Below are 16024 nucleotides of genomic sequence, written 5' to 3' on the forward strand. Positions count from 1 at the left end.
AAACAGGTTTATGCATGCAGCTGTAGCTTAACTCCCTTATTTTGTAGCCAAATGTCTGGTTGAGCTTTGATGCGGTAATCCAGCAACAGTATCCATGTTCCGGGATAACATTTTCAGAATGGAGGGATATGAATATTACTTATAACTCACCACTAATAAATGGCCTTACTTTGCTCTTGCTTGTTTCCGGCAATCCATTATAAAACTCCACCATCCTGGATTTGATGTAAACTACTTTTACCACCCGGATGATTTTAGGCGCCTTTTCCTTGTCACTCGCTCTTACCATAATACCCAATAACTGTCCTTCTGAATTGAATGCTCCGCCCCCACTCATACCAGCTATCCCCTGCGCTTCTACAAAAAATTCGACATCCGGGTTATACGGCACATCTCCTTCGGTATCTCCGGCAGCCTTCAATTTCTGAATAATATCTGCCGCTTCAGTATCCGATAATATTTTTCCATAGGCAACTGCTCCGTTAGGATAATTACTGTTATCCTGGGGATATCCAACTGCAATAGCCTTTTCACCTGCAACGGGAACAGCCCAGGTTTGAATTGCTTTTGTACGGTTATCAGCGTCATACATTTGCAGTGGTGCGGCAGTTTGAACAACGTTAGGATATTGGGGTAATGGTCCCTGTTCAATTCGTTGATTGTCGATAACGCCTAAATAAAAATCTTCGGACGGTAATATGGTTGTATTGGTAGCGTTGGGAGAAATATCAAAGTGCATTAAGGGGAAATCGGCGATCAACGTATTTCCCAATGTTATGTTTCCATTCGCCGGTGGAATTTGAGAGGTTTCAAAAATGCCCGGGTTCTCAGAGAATAAATTGAAAAACTGCGCATTCCGGGAACTCCAGCCAGATATATTATAGATATGATTAGCACTGATATACAATCCTACACCATAATCATTTTTTCTACTCCATATCGTTTTGGAGGCAGGTCCTCTTTTACCCACACTGCCTCTTACTTTATTCAGGATATTGATCAGGCTTTGGTCCTTGCCGTTTAGCACATCTTCTATCCTGGTAACTGCGGGCTTTCCTACGGGTGGATCGTCCGGCCCCTGGTTACTTTTTTTATGACAAGATTGAAATAATACACCAGCTGCAATTGATAATATGAATAGGGTAGTTTTTATCTTCATAACTATAATTATTTATAATGGAACCAGTTTCCCTGAATTCCTGCACTCATTATTAGTTGTACAGTACTTTCTATCTTTGTAAACACAAGCCTATTGATATAAATATACTAAAAGAATAAATTAGGGGCTATATCATAAATTCGTAATACCATTCCGTTTTTTGCAAAGCCGTAATGATAAGTAAACTAACTTATAAATAAACAAATCATGTGGTCGCACCTTTATTGGTACTACGAAATACGGGGTAACGAAACTTATAGCCAGCGCGTATTAACCAGTGATGTACTTAACATTCTGGATAATACGGGAAAATTAAAACGCACCGGTAACCAGCAATTCAGTAACATAGAAGGCTTTCCATGGATCAGCGTTCTTGCCGTCAATTCAGACGATGGCAGCTATGGCAGACATGAAAACTTTAACAGTGAACGGGTTAATTTAATTGCGGTGGTTGGATCGAAATCCAACCCGGAAAATGAAGTTTTGTATGTCAATTTGCTAACTGAGATTGCTGAGAAAATAAACTGGGAATTAATATTGGAAGAAGATGATGACGACAATGAGAACGTGGTTTTAAGGAAAAAAACACTATAACTGCCCCGGGGGTCAGGAGATATTCTCCAGGTAATTAAGCACTTCTTCCTTTTTCCGGCTGGAAACGGGTACCTGCTCGTTGTTCTGCATTTTCAGATAACCTTCCCGGTAATACTTTTCCACGTAGTGGAAATTAACCAGGTAAGACTGATGGCACCTCAAAAAGCCGGAGGGCAACAGTAAACTCTCATAGTCTTTCAGTCCTTTTGACACCAGGATTTCACGTTTATTCTTCAGGTAAAAGGTTGTGTAACCCTTATCGCTCCTGCAATACATAATATCTTCTATAGAAACGATTTCTATATATTCAAGGCTTTTCAATGCAATCCGTCTGGCGATTGTTCCACCCTGGGCCATATAATGTTGCCGGGCTATTTCCAGCTGTTGCTGATCAAAATGCTCGCGTTTCCGCTGGTGAAAACATTTGTTCAGCATGTCCGTTAAAGCGGCTTCGTCTATTGGTTTCAGCAGGTATCCGAAAGCGCCCATATTGAGCGCCTGTATGGCATACTGATCATAAGCGGTAAGGAATATAACCTGGAAGCCTTCATTCCCTATTTCATGAAATAGCCGGAAGCTGTCACCGTCTTTCAGCCGGATGTCCGCTAAAATAATGTCTGGTTTCAATGCGGGTATTTCCCTGGCGGCCTGGGCTACCTCAGGTGAATTTCCCACCACCTGTACAAAAGGAATGCTTTGAACAACCTGTAAGAGGTGTTTCAATATGAGCGCTTCATCTTCAAGTATATAAAGCTTCATGTATGGTTGTTTTCTGGTTTAATCTCTGATTTCCGGTATTACAATACGTACGGTAACGCCATGCGTTCCGTTATTCACTTTATTTTCAATTTCAAAATCCGCTTCCTGTCCGCCGGACTTGAAAAGAGCCTCCAGTCTTTCTTTGAGGATAATTCCGGCAAGCGACCTTTTCTTTTGCTGCCCCTCCTCCTTACGGGTAATGCCGGTACCATTATCATCTACCAGGATAAACAGCTGGTTGTTTTCGGTCCTGAATGATACTTTCAATATGCCTTTGTATTGGATATTTCTGAATCCATGCTCTATGGCATTTTCAACAAAAGGCTGCACCAACATCGGAGGGATCAGTATATCTTCAGGATAAAGATCCTCCGCTACTGTTACCTCGTAATCGAAAATCCCCGCAAAGCGCATCTGTTGCAGCTGAAGATAATTCTTTAAAGAGGTAACTTCTTCTTCCAGGCTGATAAAATCCTTCCTGCTCTGTTCCAGTACACTGCGTAACAGCCCCGAAAATGCCGACAGGTAACGGACAGATTCTTTTGTATCGCCGGAAGCAACAAGACTTTGCAGGTTGGCAATGGAGTTAAATATAAAATGCGGGTTTAGCTGGGCCTGTAGTAATTTTTGCTCGATGTTCAGGCGGCTGTTCTCCAACTGCAGCAATTTGTTTCTTTCCTTCAACCGGTGCTGCCGGTGTATAATATAGAAGAATAAAAGTATGCCGATGAATACCAGTGATGCCAATCCCAGCGTCCATCTTTGCTGGCGGATCACCTTTTCATTCAACGCATTCCGGCTGCTCAGCTCCGCAATGTTCCGGTCTTTTTTCTCTGTTTCATACTTTGCCTGTATCTCGGCAACTTTAACTGCTTCTATCTGCTTAATATTATCTATTTCTACGGAAAAGGCGTAATCCGCGGCCTTCATGGCCTCTTCGTATGCGCCTTTCTTTTTATAGGCTTCAATAAGTCCCTTGTAGTAACTGGGGCCTTCTTTCCTATTTTTGTCCTTTTTTGCAAGCGCAATAGCCTCCTTATAATAGTAGATAGCTGAATCCAACTGGTTATTACGGAGAAAGCTGACAGCTAAATTATTATACGCAGTTGGCTGCAGGTTATTGGTTCTCCTCAGGTAATCAATAAAGATCCTGCTACATTCAAGGGTTTTCTCATATTGTCCCTGCCGCTCATACACCTGCGATAAGTTATCGTAAGACCGCGCAATTGCCATGCTGTCGCCGATGCTTTTCGCAAGGTTACGCGCCTTTACATTGTACAACATCATCTTGTCGTAATCATTCGCACTGGAGGCCAGCATAAAAGAAATATCATAATACCGCTGCCGGATTACCGGGTGCGATTTGTAAGGATGATTCTTATAATAGCGCTCCGCATACTCCAACGATTCTTTTCCATTGTAGTTCTGGTAATAGGCTTTGGCCATCAGATCGTAAAAACGGTAGGTTAGCCTGCTATGAGAGCTTTCCGCCTTTTGCAGGCCGGCAAGCATGCTGTTCATTAATGCTCCTTCCACCATTGTGCCGTTATTGGTGGTATTATCCAGGATGGCGTAAGTTTTCAGCAATTCCACTTCCACATCATCCTTTGTGCCAACCATTTTTTTGTACTCGGCTATTGCGCTGTCCTGTTGCCTTTCCATGCTGTAGCGCCTTCCCCTGAAATAGTGAAAGAACGGGTTAGTATTGCTGTCAGGAGTATGCCGGAGCAGACTATCTTCCCTGTAAACAGCTTTTCTCATTCCGTCATACGATAAGGTATCCATGGAAATAACCAGGGACAAATAATCTTGCCGGGGTGTTGCATTAAGGGTCTTTTCCTGACCTTTCCGGGGCTTTTCCTGATCCTTACACGAGGCCATAAAAAGCAGGGTCAAAAGCGGGAAAACCGCCAATGCGGTTCTTACATTCATCAATGAAATAAATTTAGCGGCGCAAAAAATCATAAAGATAAAAACTGTTCTCTTTTTATTCCCTGGTTTTATAATGATTATCTCCTAAATATATAATTAAAATTCTTCTCCACCCGGCCGGGTAGAAATCCTGTGGTTTTCATCCCATATCCGTAACGTATCACCCGATATTTGCATCCGTTTCCATTTCAGATAAGGAATAAAATATTGCAGATATAGACCCGCAGGCAACGAATACCAATCACCGGATTGTATCTCCCGGTATACTGCCTATACTTGTTATATGATGGAATATAATCACCCAACCTGGCTAAACAAAAGTAAATCCGGGCAAAAATACCTGCCCCTCATTGCGGTTATAGTAATAACAGGAGGCTTAGCCTGTTACCTGGTATCTGACAGCATACCGGTAAACGACAGCCTGCAGGTAACAACAGCCATTTACCAGCCGGACGCCGATCACCCTGAACAAGACACCTGTTACGGAGATTTTGATGCAGATGGCCAGGAAGATATGGCCATTGTGATAGATAACAGTGAAAAGCAGAACAGCCGCCTGTTAATCATCAGCACTAATATAATGAGTGGGGAGAAGTACGTGGTTTTCTCTGAAAACTATTCAGACAAAATAAAAATAAGCGCTTTCAGAAAGGGGGCTAAGATTATCATGAACAATGATTCGCCTGAAGCATCGGCGGTTGACGGCATTATAGCAACCGGGGAAGATGTAAAACTGGCGGTTGTATATGATAAGCAGCTGCAAAAATTTAAAACTTTTTACCAGGAATAATAACCCGGCGTTTATTCAAACCGCAGCAGCTTTCTCATCTGGTAAAAGAATCTTTCTATCAACCGCAGGTCCTGCGTAACTATTTCCGCATTTCCTTTGAGTTCCTTATCAAAGGGAAGTATTTTGTGAAAAGATGTTTGAAGCCCATTTGGGAGAATGACATTCACATAGTAATTGCCATCTTTATCCGGTGCATTGGCAATATTCTTCACCCGGCCTTCCACCATACCAAACTCCTGGTACGGATAGTTATCCAGCTTAAACAACACTTTCTGTCCCACCTTTACCTTGCCGGAATTAGTGGCAGGTACCCGTAACCCACCGATCAGCACATCTTTATCATCCGGCATAACGGACAACAGGATATCCCCCGTTTTCACAAACTGGTTCTTTCCCAGAAACTGCTGAAAGCCCACTACACCAGCCACAGAGGAGGTGAGCAGGTAGTTCTGTTCCCAGGCGTTGAGTGATTTTCTCAATTGCTCGAAAAGCTGCCCCGTCTGCGAGGTTAAATTGATCTTGTCTTTTTGCGCATTGATCGTAACCCCGCTCCTGGTTTTTTCAATACCAAGTATACCTTCCTGCAGCTGGGATATAGTAATATTGATATTCTCCAGGTTCTGCTCTGCCTGCAAAAATTTCATTTTTTCCTGGTTCAGCTCCGACGCGGAAACGACCCTTTCTTTAAAAAGTTCCTGGTACCTGTCGAACTCCCTTTTGGAAAGTTCATACTTCGTTTGCTCCAGGCTTTTTTGTTGCAGCAGGGTACGTATCCGGCTGCGTGATTCCGTGAGGCTTTTGTCGGCCGCAGCATAGTCCGGGGAATAAGGCTGCAGCCTGGCATAAAGTTGTTCTTCTGTCAATGCCCTGGCAAAGGCATTATAATCGGCCTGGATCTCCCCGAGTTTAAACCCTGCTGTTTCATTAATGGGGAAATACTCCACCGCCATATTTCCCAGCGAATCAATGATGCTCCTCAACCGGATCACATCCCGGTAATCGGCCGTGGATTGCAATACCATAAGGATCTGGCCCCGGGAAACAGCCTGATGATCGGTCACAAATATTTCTTCAACTTTGGTATTGATCCTGGCTTCCAGCTTCTCCGGCGGATTCCGGGATGAAATGATAACGGTGGAAGGAACAAACTCCGGATATTTTATTAAGCAACTCATCAGTAAAATGAGGAGGAGTATAAGAAATATGGTGGTATTACCCCAGCGCACCATCCAATGCGGCGGCTGCGTAAGAATGTCCTGCACGCCCTCTGAATGCAGGTGAATAGTGTCTAATATATCTTTCTTAGTTTCCAAGTTCCAATTGATTTTTTACAAGCCTGTAATACTCTTTCCGGAGCGATACCAGTTCATCATGACTTCCTTCTTCCACTACTTTTCCTTTATCCAGTACAATGATTTTATCTGCATTTTTCACGGTCGACAACCGGTGGGCGATTATCACAGCCGTTTTCCCTTTCAGGAATTGCTCCAGGTTGCCCATGATCGCCTTTTCTGTGTTTGCATCCAGCGCACTGGTGGCCTCATCAAAAAATATATACTCCGGCGATTTGTATACTGCCCTGGCAATAAAGAGCCGCTGTTTCTGCCCGCCGCTGATACCGATTCCTTCATTGCCGATCTTTGAATTGTAGCTTAATGGCAGGCTTTCAACAAAATCCCTGATACACGCCACATCCACGGCCTTCCTGAGCTGCTGCCGGTTAATATCGTCTATGCCTATGGCAATATTTTTAGCGATGGTATCATTGAATACATATCCTTCCTGCATCACCACACCACACTGATCCCGCCAGTACCGCGCCGAAATATGCTGCAGCTGTACATTCCCGATTTTAATTTCACCTTCACCGGGCTCATAGAATTTCATCAGCAGCTTCAGCAGGGTTGTTTTACCACTGCCGCTGGCTCCCACGATAGCGGTAGTTTTGCGGTGAGGAATACGCAGGCTCAGGTGTTCAAACACCGGCGCGCCCGCACCCACATAGCGGAATGAAACATTATCCAGCGCGATGTCCTGTTCTGGTATATCCACTATCGTTTGTACATCTGCGCGCTCTTCATCGTCCTTATCATGGATCTCTCCCAGTCTTTCCAGCGATATTTTTGCATCCTGCGTTTGTTTTACAAAGTCCATCAGCTGTATCAGCGGGCCATTCAGCTGGCCAATGATATACTGTACCGCCAGCATCATTCCCAGCGTAAGGTTGCCATCGAGTACCAGTTTTGCTGCGAGAAAACTGACAAAAATGTCTTTCATCTGGTTAATAAAATTCGAGCCTACGGTTTGCCACTGTTCCAGCGACAGGGACCTGATCTGGATCTTAAACAGTTTTACCTGCATGAACTCCCATCCCCAGCGCATTTGCTTCTCTGCATTATGCATCTTGATTTCCTGCATACCATTCACCAGTTCGATCACCTTGCTCTGCTCCTGCGATACCTGCGAAAAACGTTTATAGTCGAGTTCCTTTCTCTTCTTAAGAAAAAAAGAAATCCATCCTACCGACAAACATGCGCCCAACAGGTAGATCAGGAATAACCGGTAGTCGTACAGCAGCAGTACCACGCTGAAAATAACCAGGTTCACCAGGGAAAACAAGGTACTCAGGGAGGAATTGGTAAGCAATTGTTCTATCCGCTGATGGTCATTGATACGCTGCATAATGTCGCCGGTCATACGCGTATCAAAATAGCTGATCGGCAATTTCATGAGTTTTATGAAGAAGTCGGACACAATCGAAATATTGATCCGGCTGGAGAGATGCAACAGGATCCAGCTGCGTACGATCTCTATTCCCATTCTGCCGGTAAACAGCATCACCTGCGCCAGTAGCACCAGGTAAATAAAGTTGAGATCATGGTTCTGGATGCCTATGTCTACGATGCTTTGCGTAAGAAAGGGAAAAATCAGGGAAAGCAGGCTCCCGGCAAGCAGGCCGATTGCCAGTTGAGCGATGAGTTTTTTGTACCGGAAGAAATAGCTGAACAGGAAGGAGAAATCCTTCCTGCTGCGCGGGGTTGCTGCATCTGCTTCATAAAATGCGGGACTGGTTTCCAGCAGCAGGGCAATCCCTTCTTCATCCCGTTCCTGCTTTCCTTTTCCTACCCAGCCATCTATAAATTCCTGTTTGGTATATTTTATCAGGCCGTAAGCAGGATCGGAAACATACACAATTGTATCCGGTCCTGATTTTTTTATTTTGTAAACAACAATGAAATGCTGTTGTCCCCAATGACAAATACAGGGCAGCGGCGCCTCTTCCATCAGGGTAATGAAATCTATTTTTACCGCCAGCGACTTAAAACCCATCCCCTCGGCAGCAGCAGACAATCCAAGCAAAGAACTTCCCTCCCGCGTGGTTTCCGCCAGCGACCGGATGGTTTGAATATCCGTTAACCTGCCGTAATGTTTGCTGATGATCTTGATACAGGTAGGACCGCAATCCTTCCCGTCCGGCTGCATATAAAAAGGGAATGTTTTCAGTTTCATATTAATTTATTATCTCTCCCAACCCGTACCCGGCTATGGCAGCATGCTTCAGTGGATTCTTCGTCCAGTCTTCCCAGGTACCGTTATACGGATCGTACCCGCATTTAAGCGGTTTGGAATAAATATCCTGCGGGTTTTCCAGGTATGCCCTGCAATCAGTACATACGTGTCTGAACTCGCAATCTTTACAACCCGCAATTTCATCTTTACGGATTTTCGCATACTTATGAAATGCTTTATTGTCCAACACTTCCTGTACCGACGTGTCCATTACATGCCCGAAATTATCCGGCAGGGAAGGGCAATTCCTGATATACCCGTTCAGGTCTATGCTCAGTTTTCTGTTCAGGCAGGTATTATAATGCTGGCTCTCCGTGAACAGCTCCATATTGGAAATGAAATAGCTTGATCGGATTTCGCCACAAGCCCGGCAGGAATTGATACTACCGCTTACAAATATCACCGGCACAGAACCTTCAAATATTTTCTCCGGGTTATCAGCCGGTGAGGAATGTATCAGCAGCGCCTTTACCCGCGGGTATTGCTTCACCAGTTTATCCAGTGTCTGCAGCTCCAGCGTATCATCATACGCCAGTACCAGTTTAATAAACTTCAGGGTGGTGCCGTTGAACACCTCCAGTAATTCCCGGATCTTATCCAGCGTTGTTTTACGGTAACACCTGATCTCCAGCCCCTGCACATGCAGGTCGAAGAGTTCGCGGAAAAAGGAGCCGGTGTAGTTGATCTCTTCATTGTACTCAATAATCACATTGGTGATATCTGAATACCTGTCCCAGCTGAGGTCCAGTGGAGTTAGTTCCGGCAACAGCTGGTTGTCTGTAAATCCCAGTTCTTTATTGAGTATGAAATCAATGTAGCCCTTAATGGTTTTACGGTTATCTTCCCCATAGTGGGTCATGCATTCGGAGATGGAGTGCTGTTGCAGGAATATGAGCACATCGGCGGTATCGTTTGGGATATGATAAAACCTGCGCATCTGCAGATCGCAGAGCAGCGACATACTGGCTCCTTTTACGAGCCGGCAGTTTGCGTATAGATTTAAATATTCCATTATCAGAATTTGGAGATCACTTTATAAAAATTGAATAGCTCGAACCCGTCGGAGTTTATTTTCGGGGCTTTTTCAAATTTGAGAATGGAGCTGGTGTGCTGCTGGTTATTTTTCTCCAGGAAATACAGCGACAGCGGTAATCCCTTCTTCTCTTTCAGTTTACTGGTGAATTTCTTTTTCATGGGAGCTATTTTTATGCAGCAGTTCTGCTAATTTCTTTTCCAGGTAATAGTTGCAGGGATAAGATACCATGCCGAACTGGCCTTCCGGGTTAATTTCGAGGAAGTGATAGTTCCCCTGCATGTCTACCATCAGGTCAATGGAACCTGTCCGGAAACGCAGTGATTTCATCAGCTGATCCAGCTTCCGTTCCAGGTCAGCCGGTAGTTTGTAGGGAACTGTTCTGTTGGGCCGCTGGTTGTCATAGTTCCGGAAGTCATCTTTTGTTTTCCGGTTATTCTGGGAAAAGATAGCCATAGAGTAGCACGCACCATCCAGGTAAAATGTGCGTATCTCAAACTTTTTTATAATTTTTTCCTGTACCAGCGAGGGAAAGAATTTTTCAGGTACCAGATGCAGATTGGCGTTGTTAATGGTTTTGGTGAGCATCTTGTACTGTCCTCCCTCCGCATCTTCAAGAAAAATGCATTCGCTGACAGGCTTTACGATTAGTTCTTTGCCCTTATCCAGCAAATGCATAATTGCCGCTTTGGTAGTCACCACTTCTGTGAAAGGGGTGCTAATTCCGCATTGGCGGGCAAGGCTCAATACGTGCAATTTGTTCAGGTTATCTTCTGAAATGGGGTCATTGAGCCACTTATGGCGATCAATAGTGTAAAACAAGAGGGAATGAAGGCCGTTAAATTCATCTACCAGGAAACGTTTCAACGTGTACTGGGTATTAAAGTCCGTTTGTTTAAGACTGTATTTTACGGGGAAGCTGCTGATCTTTCTCCGGTACCAGACAGCAGCTACTTCGTTGTTGCCTGGCAGATCATCCAGGTTTTGAAAATGGAAGAAGTCCTCCCCATTCACCCGCAGGTAGGGTATCCGCAAATGGTTCATCCACTGGCAAACATGATCAGTGGTGCCTTCCAGGTGCGATTGACTTAATATGAGGATCTGTTTGGACATGGCGTACAGTTGATTACTGGTAGTAAGGACTACCGGTAATACCGGCAGTCCTGTAGTTTCCGGTCATAATAATGGCGGAAGGAGAGGTTGATTACTAGTCACGTTTGTGATCGCACAGGTAAACATCCGGACCTGAATAATGGGTGGGCGTGTGAATAGTGGTACCTGCGCTTTCGCCGGAATCAGACAGATCGGTTATCGCGTCAAGGGCGAGTCTGCCTCCTTTAATTGTTTCCAGAGATTCTACTTTCTTTGCATTCAGTTTTGTTAACTTGTCCATTGTTTTTAATTTTTAGAGGTTTACGTTTTGGGGGCTACTTGTTTGGATCATTCCGGGTGTCGGTTACATAATGCTGGCCGTTCCACGAAGCGTAGTTTTCCGTGGTTCTTTCCTGGTCGTCAAGAAAGTATTCAAGAGCCATTGCTCTGCCGCCTTTTACAGTTTCCGGTAATGCTACCTTTTTGGTAACCAATTTTTCTAACTGTTTCATGTTATGGTTTTTAAATCTGCCTTAAAATTAGCCGTCAAGGCCAATTCCACAGAAGCCGAAGGCATATTTGGCTGGTTACGATCCATATTCGTAGTATTTTGAGGAATAATTGCGGCGGGTAAACCACCAGGGGGGCGGTGGTTTCTATTTATTGTGGCTGGTTCCCGATTCTCCCTTATTGTATCCGGCAAACAACAAATGGGCGCAAAATATTATATTACACGCGGATTTTAATAACGAATCGCTATGCGGATGATATATACCACGGAGACTTTCCGTGTACCTCAATTTTTCAGGATCATGTGTTATGTTATGAGTGTGCTTATGCTGGTACTGGCGGTTTTTTCCATTTCCCAGATCAATACATCCCCGATGTTCATCTTTCTCACTTTTATATTTTTATTCCTCGCCTGGTCAATGTTTGCCTATACCCGGTTACAACTGATCATTTCAGATGCTGCGCTGGTGTTAAAAGGTGGATGGAAGCCGCATGAAGTAAACTGGCAAACCATTACCAAAACAGATATGGCGGAAGTAGGCAGAAGACAGGACCCACAAATCACCGTTTATTACGCCGACCGGCGGTTGGTGATAGCCCGCAGCGTGTTTTTACCCCGGCAGTACCATAAAATATTATTGTTACTGGAGATGAAGCTGCCACCGGAAATATTTACCCAACAATACCAGCAGCTCAGAACCAAACTGGCAAAGCAGTAGCAATAAAAAAACCTGCACGCTGTGCAGGTTCTAAAAAGCTTCCACCATCCGTCCTCTCTAAATTACCCATTCAGTGGGCGTCTTACCGAATTTCTTCTTAAAAGAATGCGAGAAATGAGAGAGGCTTTCAAAGCCTAAGTCCAGGTAAATGGCAGATGGCTTTTTGTTCTTCTTTTCAATAAGATGCCGGGCTTCCTCCAGCCGTCTTTCTAATAACCATTGCCGGGGTGCCATCCCGAATGTTTTCTGGAAATCACGTTTGAAGCCGGCAAGACTTCTTCCCGTAAGCCGTGCAAATTTTTCAACGGGAACGTTGTAATGAAAATTGCCAAGCATAAATTTTTCCAGGTCTATTTTATGAGGCTCCGAAAAGTCGAATAATAATTTACTGAGCCCCGGCATGGTATTCAGGAGAAGGTATACCGCCTCTTTTACTTTAAGCATGCCTACCGCACTGGTTACTTTTTCTTCCGGATGGCGAACATACGGAAGCACAGACTGGAAGAAGGCATGCAAAAAATCGTTTCCGGGAATAAGAATGCTGGATGGACCGGTATATTTCTGGTCTGTCTCTATCTGCTCCTCCAGGGCGATCTTCCTGAGCAAGTCTTCTTTCAGACAGATAACAATGGTTTGATAATCCTCACCCTCCAAAGGCATCTTGGTAATTTCCCCCAATTGATACTTTTGTATCAGCAACATTTCGCCGCGCCCCATTGAGATCTTCTGACTGGCAGTTTCCAGGGTAAAACGGCCCGAAACCTGCATTACCAGCATATTGTCCTCCAGGAATGCTACCTTCTCCTTTCTCATGGCCGAGAAATAAGAGTAAAAAAGGACGCCGGGAATTATTTCAGTTGGGTTCGTCATGATGTAAAGATATAAAACAGACGGAGCTTATGCACCATTCCCTTATCGCTGCAGATAGGTTTCTCCAAGTATGGCGCCCGCTGAAAAATGCGTATTAAGCGTATTCATTTCATCAGGAGTAAACGCAATCTCCATTGCAGCTATGTTTTCCGGCAGTCGTGATCTCCGGCTCATGCTTACCAATGGCATAATATGATCCCCCTGCGCATTCACCCAGGCGATTGCCAGTTGTGTTGGTGTGTACCCTTTCTCTTTGGCCATTTGTTTTAATACTTCCACTTTTTCGAGGTTCTTTACCAGGTTATCTCCCTGAAACCGTGAGAAGTGATGATGATAGGCATTAGCCGGAAGAGGCGCTTTCATTTCACCGGTGAGTAGCCCTTCGGCGGTGTTGGCAAATGCCACAACCCCTATACCCAGCTCTTTGGCGGTAGGAAGCAGGTCACTTTCTATCTGGCGGTCTGCCAGTGAATAGCCTATTTCCAGTGCTGTTACCGGGTGGATACTATTCACCTTGCGTAACTGATCTGCGGTTATTTCAGAAACGCCCAGGTGGCGTACTTTACCCTCTTTGATCAGGTCGGCAACAGTACCAATCACATCTTCCACGGGAACGCTGTTATCGAGTCTGCACGGCTGGTAAAGATCGATTGTATCTATGCCTAAACGTACCAGGGAGTAATTGATGAAGTTTTTGATGGCTATAGGACGCAGGTCCAATCCTAGCATTTGATTGCCATAAAAGATGGCGCCAAATTTCACGCTTATAAAGGCATCGTCCCGCCTGCCTTTGATGGCTTTGCCTACAAGCAGTTCATTGTGGCCGCTGCCGTAGAAGTCTCCAGTATTCAGAAAGTTAATACCGCTGTCCAATGCCGCCTGAATGGTAGCAATACTTTCGTTTTCATCATTCTTCGGGCCTCCCCAAACGGGCGACATGCGCATACAGCCTAATCCGAGTTTAGAAACGAGTGGGCCGTTTTTGCCCAGGGCTATCTTTGTAATTGTTGTCATTGTTGCTATTTTATTGATTAACGGCACAAAGATCAGCTTTCGCACGCGATAGTGGCTTTCCTTCATGGCTCATTTTACTTGTCTGGATAGCTCACTCCCGGGTTGCACATTTCAGGGAGATGTTTGAGTTCCCAGCCGGGTCGCAAACAACCCTTGGTATTGTCGTATACGCCCCCTGCCCAAATCTGATTTTATTTCCATCTTTGTTATAAGATAATCAATCAACACAGTGGAGCAGCGACCACACTAAAAACGGGCGGAACCGAAAAGCCAGATGAGTAGGGACAAAATATATCTTATGGCAAACAACACTGTTTCACTACACAGGATGCTTAAAACATCTCCGGAAAAAGTATTCCGCGCATTTACTGACGCCCTGGCAATCGCTTCATGGCTGCCTCCTTATGGATTTTTGTGCACCGTCCACCAGATGAAAGCAGAGACCGGTGGTTCTTTTAAGATGTCATTCCAGAATTTCTCTACCGGAAATAGCCATTCATTTGGCGGTGTCTACCTGGAAATCAAACCAAATGAATTTTTGAAGTACACCGATAAATTTGACGATCCAAACCTGCCGGGAGAAATGATCACCAGTGTATGGCTTCGCAAAACGATTGCAGGCACAGAAATAAAAATTACGCAGGAAGGAATTCCGTCTGCCATACCTGTAGAAATGTGCTATTTAGGCTGGCAGGAATCCCTGGAGAAGCTGGCTAAGCTGGTAGAACCTGAAATACCGGATGCATGATCCGCCTCATGGCCGCCAGATAATACCCGTGCAAAAGACGAAGCCGCATAAATCGTAAGATCTATGCGGCTTTTGTTTGCCTTACTTTTTTTCATAGAGAATATAATCCGTTGCCAAAGGGTTTAGCCCGTTTTGTTTAAACTCAGTTGCAATTTGGCCCCTATGATAAGTGGAGTGATTAATAACGTGAAACAATAATTCACAGATCTTTTTATTAAAAGTCTTTCCTCCTTTTGTGTAGCTGACGGTACTGTTCAGATCAAGCGTGTCGATTATAAAGAAGGTATGTTCATGGTTTGCTTTATCAATATCCCTGAATTCGTGAATAGCATGATCCTCCCAAACTCCAAAAGCAGAGCGCCTGGCTTCAATTCTGTTATTCCAAATCTGATGGGCATTCAGGATGTGACTATAAAGTTTTTGCGCTTTTTCGGAAATTTTGTCTGTATTTGTATGATAAGCATCTCCCAATTTTTGGTTGATGTAGTAATTGTATTCAAATATCTCTTTAAAGAATGTTTTCATTGGTGGTAATCCAGGTTATGAGAAATCTGTTCGTTTTAACTTTGTTCACACACGCTCCGCTTTCCCTTCATTTTTTGCGGCCCAGACATAGGCCCTCCTGCTTGGGTATTCCACCTCCTCATACGGACGTCTTTCTATGGCATCAACTATACTAAAACCAGTTTCATAAAGTAGTGCTATTATGTCATCTGTTTTAAAGAAGAATAAATCAACATCAATTTCTTTGTCATGCGCTTTGTCAAAATGAACGATCTCATCTCCCACATGAAAGGAAAATAAAAAATCTCCCCCTGTTTTCAACACCCTGTTTATTTCTTCAAAACATTTCTTTACCTGGTCATTGGTGAAATGCACTATCGCATAGAAGGCAAGTGCACTTCCGAGAGATTCTGAAGGATAAGCGATATTCAACAAGTCGCCGGTTTCAAATTTGATCTGAGGAGAAAGCCCGCTGGCAGCACTAACCATCTCCGGCGACAAATCAACGCCGGTGATATCTTTTATGCCATTGTCGTACAGAAATCTTGTCGTTTGCCCTGGGCCACAGCCAAAGTCGGCGCATGGTCCTTTGTCTCTATTAACAAATGCAAATTCCTTCAACAGCAAGCGGTCAAAATGCTTTTTTGAGAGTTCATCCCAACGCTCAGCTGCATAGTCGCCGGCTACCTGGTTATAACAGCTTAATACTTTTTCCTGTGAATTCATCTTC

The 16024-nt window shown here is 44.3% G+C and carries 18 protein-coding genes; 4 read left to right on the forward strand and 14 right to left on the reverse strand.

Annotation, left to right across the window (positions count from 1 at the left end):
* Nucleotides 1-139: 139 nt before the first annotated feature.
* Nucleotides 140-1159, reverse strand: coding sequence for a hypothetical protein (locus V7S65_RS24035; protein WP_336388060.1), 1020 nt, complete (start codon nucleotides 1157-1159; stop codon nucleotides 140-142).
* Between the two features lie 207 nt (nucleotides 1160-1366).
* Here V7S65_RS24035 and V7S65_RS24040 point away from each other — a divergent pair, with 207 nt between their 5' ends.
* Nucleotides 1367-1753: a hypothetical protein gene (locus V7S65_RS24040; protein ID WP_336388061.1), complete on the forward strand. Its 387-nt coding sequence runs from the start codon at nucleotides 1367-1369 to the stop codon at nucleotides 1751-1753.
* Nucleotides 1754-1765: 12 nt separating this feature from the next.
* On the opposite strand, the gene V7S65_RS24045 is transcribed toward V7S65_RS24040, so the two are convergent.
* The gene (locus tag V7S65_RS24045) at nucleotides 1766-2512 is read right to left on the reverse strand and encodes a LytR/AlgR family response regulator transcription factor (RefSeq protein WP_079472633.1); all 747 of its coding nucleotides are present in this window, start codon (nucleotides 2510-2512) and stop codon (nucleotides 1766-1768) included.
* Between the two features lie 18 nt (nucleotides 2513-2530).
* Entirely contained in the window at nucleotides 2531-4273 is a 1743-nt protein-coding gene (locus tag V7S65_RS24050; protein WP_336388062.1) for a histidine kinase, read from the reverse strand.
* A gap of 454 nt (nucleotides 4274-4727) precedes the next feature.
* Between V7S65_RS24050 and V7S65_RS24055 the strand changes: the two genes are divergently transcribed.
* On the forward strand, nucleotides 4728-5234 hold the full coding sequence (locus V7S65_RS24055) for a hypothetical protein (protein ID WP_336388063.1): 507 nt from the start codon (nucleotides 4728-4730) through the stop codon (nucleotides 5232-5234).
* Nucleotides 5235-5245: 11 nt separating this feature from the next.
* On the opposite strand, the gene V7S65_RS24060 is transcribed toward V7S65_RS24055, so the two are convergent.
* The 7 genes from V7S65_RS24060 to V7S65_RS24090 all read right to left on the reverse strand — a co-directional run bounded on the left by V7S65_RS24060 (nucleotide 5246) and on the right by V7S65_RS24090 (nucleotide 11441).
* Nucleotides 5246-6547 (reverse strand): HlyD family secretion protein, encoded by a 1302-nt coding sequence (locus tag V7S65_RS24060; protein WP_336388064.1) that lies wholly within the window; start codon nucleotides 6545-6547, stop codon nucleotides 5246-5248.
* Nucleotides 6537-8744: a peptidase domain-containing ABC transporter gene (locus V7S65_RS24065; RefSeq protein ID WP_227024627.1), complete on the reverse strand. Its 2208-nt coding sequence runs from the start codon at nucleotides 8742-8744 to the stop codon at nucleotides 6537-6539. Before V7S65_RS24065 ends, V7S65_RS24060 begins: the two co-directional genes overlap by 11 nt.
* A gap of 1 nt (nucleotide 8745) precedes the next feature.
* The gene (gene gwsS / locus V7S65_RS24070; RefSeq protein WP_336388065.1) at nucleotides 8746-9816 is read right to left on the reverse strand and encodes a grasp-with-spasm system SPASM domain peptide maturase; all 1071 of its coding nucleotides are present in this window, start codon (nucleotides 9814-9816) and stop codon (nucleotides 8746-8748) included.
* 2 nt (nucleotides 9817-9818) lie between these two features.
* Nucleotides 9819-9998 (reverse strand): hypothetical protein, encoded by a 180-nt coding sequence (locus tag V7S65_RS24075; RefSeq protein ID WP_079472628.1) that lies wholly within the window; start codon nucleotides 9996-9998, stop codon nucleotides 9819-9821.
* Nucleotides 9976-10950, reverse strand: coding sequence for a grasp-with-spasm system ATP-grasp peptide maturase (gene gwsG, locus V7S65_RS24080; RefSeq protein WP_079472627.1), 975 nt, complete (start codon nucleotides 10948-10950; stop codon nucleotides 9976-9978). Before gwsG ends, V7S65_RS24075 begins: the two co-directional genes overlap by 23 nt.
* A gap of 94 nt (nucleotides 10951-11044) precedes the next feature.
* On the reverse strand, nucleotides 11045-11230 hold the full coding sequence (locus V7S65_RS24085) for a hypothetical protein (RefSeq protein ID WP_079472626.1): 186 nt from the start codon (nucleotides 11228-11230) through the stop codon (nucleotides 11045-11047).
* A gap of 34 nt (nucleotides 11231-11264) precedes the next feature.
* Entirely contained in the window at nucleotides 11265-11441 is a 177-nt protein-coding gene (locus V7S65_RS24090) for a hypothetical protein (protein WP_159454443.1), read from the reverse strand.
* A 312-nt stretch (nucleotides 11442-11753) separates the two neighbouring features.
* Here V7S65_RS24090 and V7S65_RS24095 point away from each other — a divergent pair, with 312 nt between their 5' ends.
* Complete coding sequence (locus tag V7S65_RS24095) at nucleotides 11754-12158, forward strand: hypothetical protein (RefSeq protein ID WP_336388066.1); 405 nt, start codon at nucleotides 11754-11756, stop codon at nucleotides 12156-12158.
* Nucleotides 12159-12215: 57 nt separating this feature from the next.
* Here V7S65_RS24095 and V7S65_RS24100 read toward each other — a convergent pair whose 3' ends face one another.
* Together V7S65_RS24100 and V7S65_RS24105 are read right to left on the reverse strand one after the other, a co-directional pair.
* Nucleotides 12216-13028 carry a helix-turn-helix domain-containing protein gene (locus tag V7S65_RS24100; protein ID WP_111579233.1) on the reverse strand — a complete coding sequence of 271 codons (813 nt, stop codon included), beginning with the start codon at nucleotides 13026-13028 and terminating at the stop codon, nucleotides 12216-12218.
* Nucleotides 13029-13070: 42 nt separating this feature from the next.
* Entirely contained in the window at nucleotides 13071-14042 is a 972-nt protein-coding gene (locus tag V7S65_RS24105; protein ID WP_336388067.1) for an aldo/keto reductase, read from the reverse strand.
* 298 nt (nucleotides 14043-14340) lie between these two features.
* Between V7S65_RS24105 and V7S65_RS24110 the strand changes: the two genes are divergently transcribed.
* Nucleotides 14341-14790, forward strand: a complete 450-nt coding sequence (locus V7S65_RS24110; protein WP_336388068.1) for an SRPBCC family protein — start codon at nucleotides 14341-14343, stop codon at nucleotides 14788-14790.
* 81 nt (nucleotides 14791-14871) lie between these two features.
* Here V7S65_RS24110 and V7S65_RS24115 read toward each other — a convergent pair whose 3' ends face one another.
* Together V7S65_RS24115 and V7S65_RS24120 are read right to left on the reverse strand one after the other, a co-directional pair.
* Nucleotides 14872-15315 carry a DinB family protein gene (locus V7S65_RS24115; protein WP_079472621.1) on the reverse strand — a complete coding sequence of 148 codons (444 nt, stop codon included), beginning with the start codon at nucleotides 15313-15315 and terminating at the stop codon, nucleotides 14872-14874.
* 45 nt (nucleotides 15316-15360) lie between these two features.
* Complete coding sequence (locus tag V7S65_RS24120; protein ID WP_336388069.1) at nucleotides 15361-16020, reverse strand: class I SAM-dependent methyltransferase; 660 nt, start codon at nucleotides 16018-16020, stop codon at nucleotides 15361-15363.
* Between the last annotated feature and the right edge of the window lie 4 nt (nucleotides 16021-16024).

The sequence above is a fragment of the Chitinophaga sp. CCNWYY40 genome, assembly GCF_037483205.1.
Classification (GTDB): Bacteria; Bacteroidota; Bacteroidia; order Chitinophagales; family Chitinophagaceae; genus Chitinophaga; species Chitinophaga ginsengisegetis.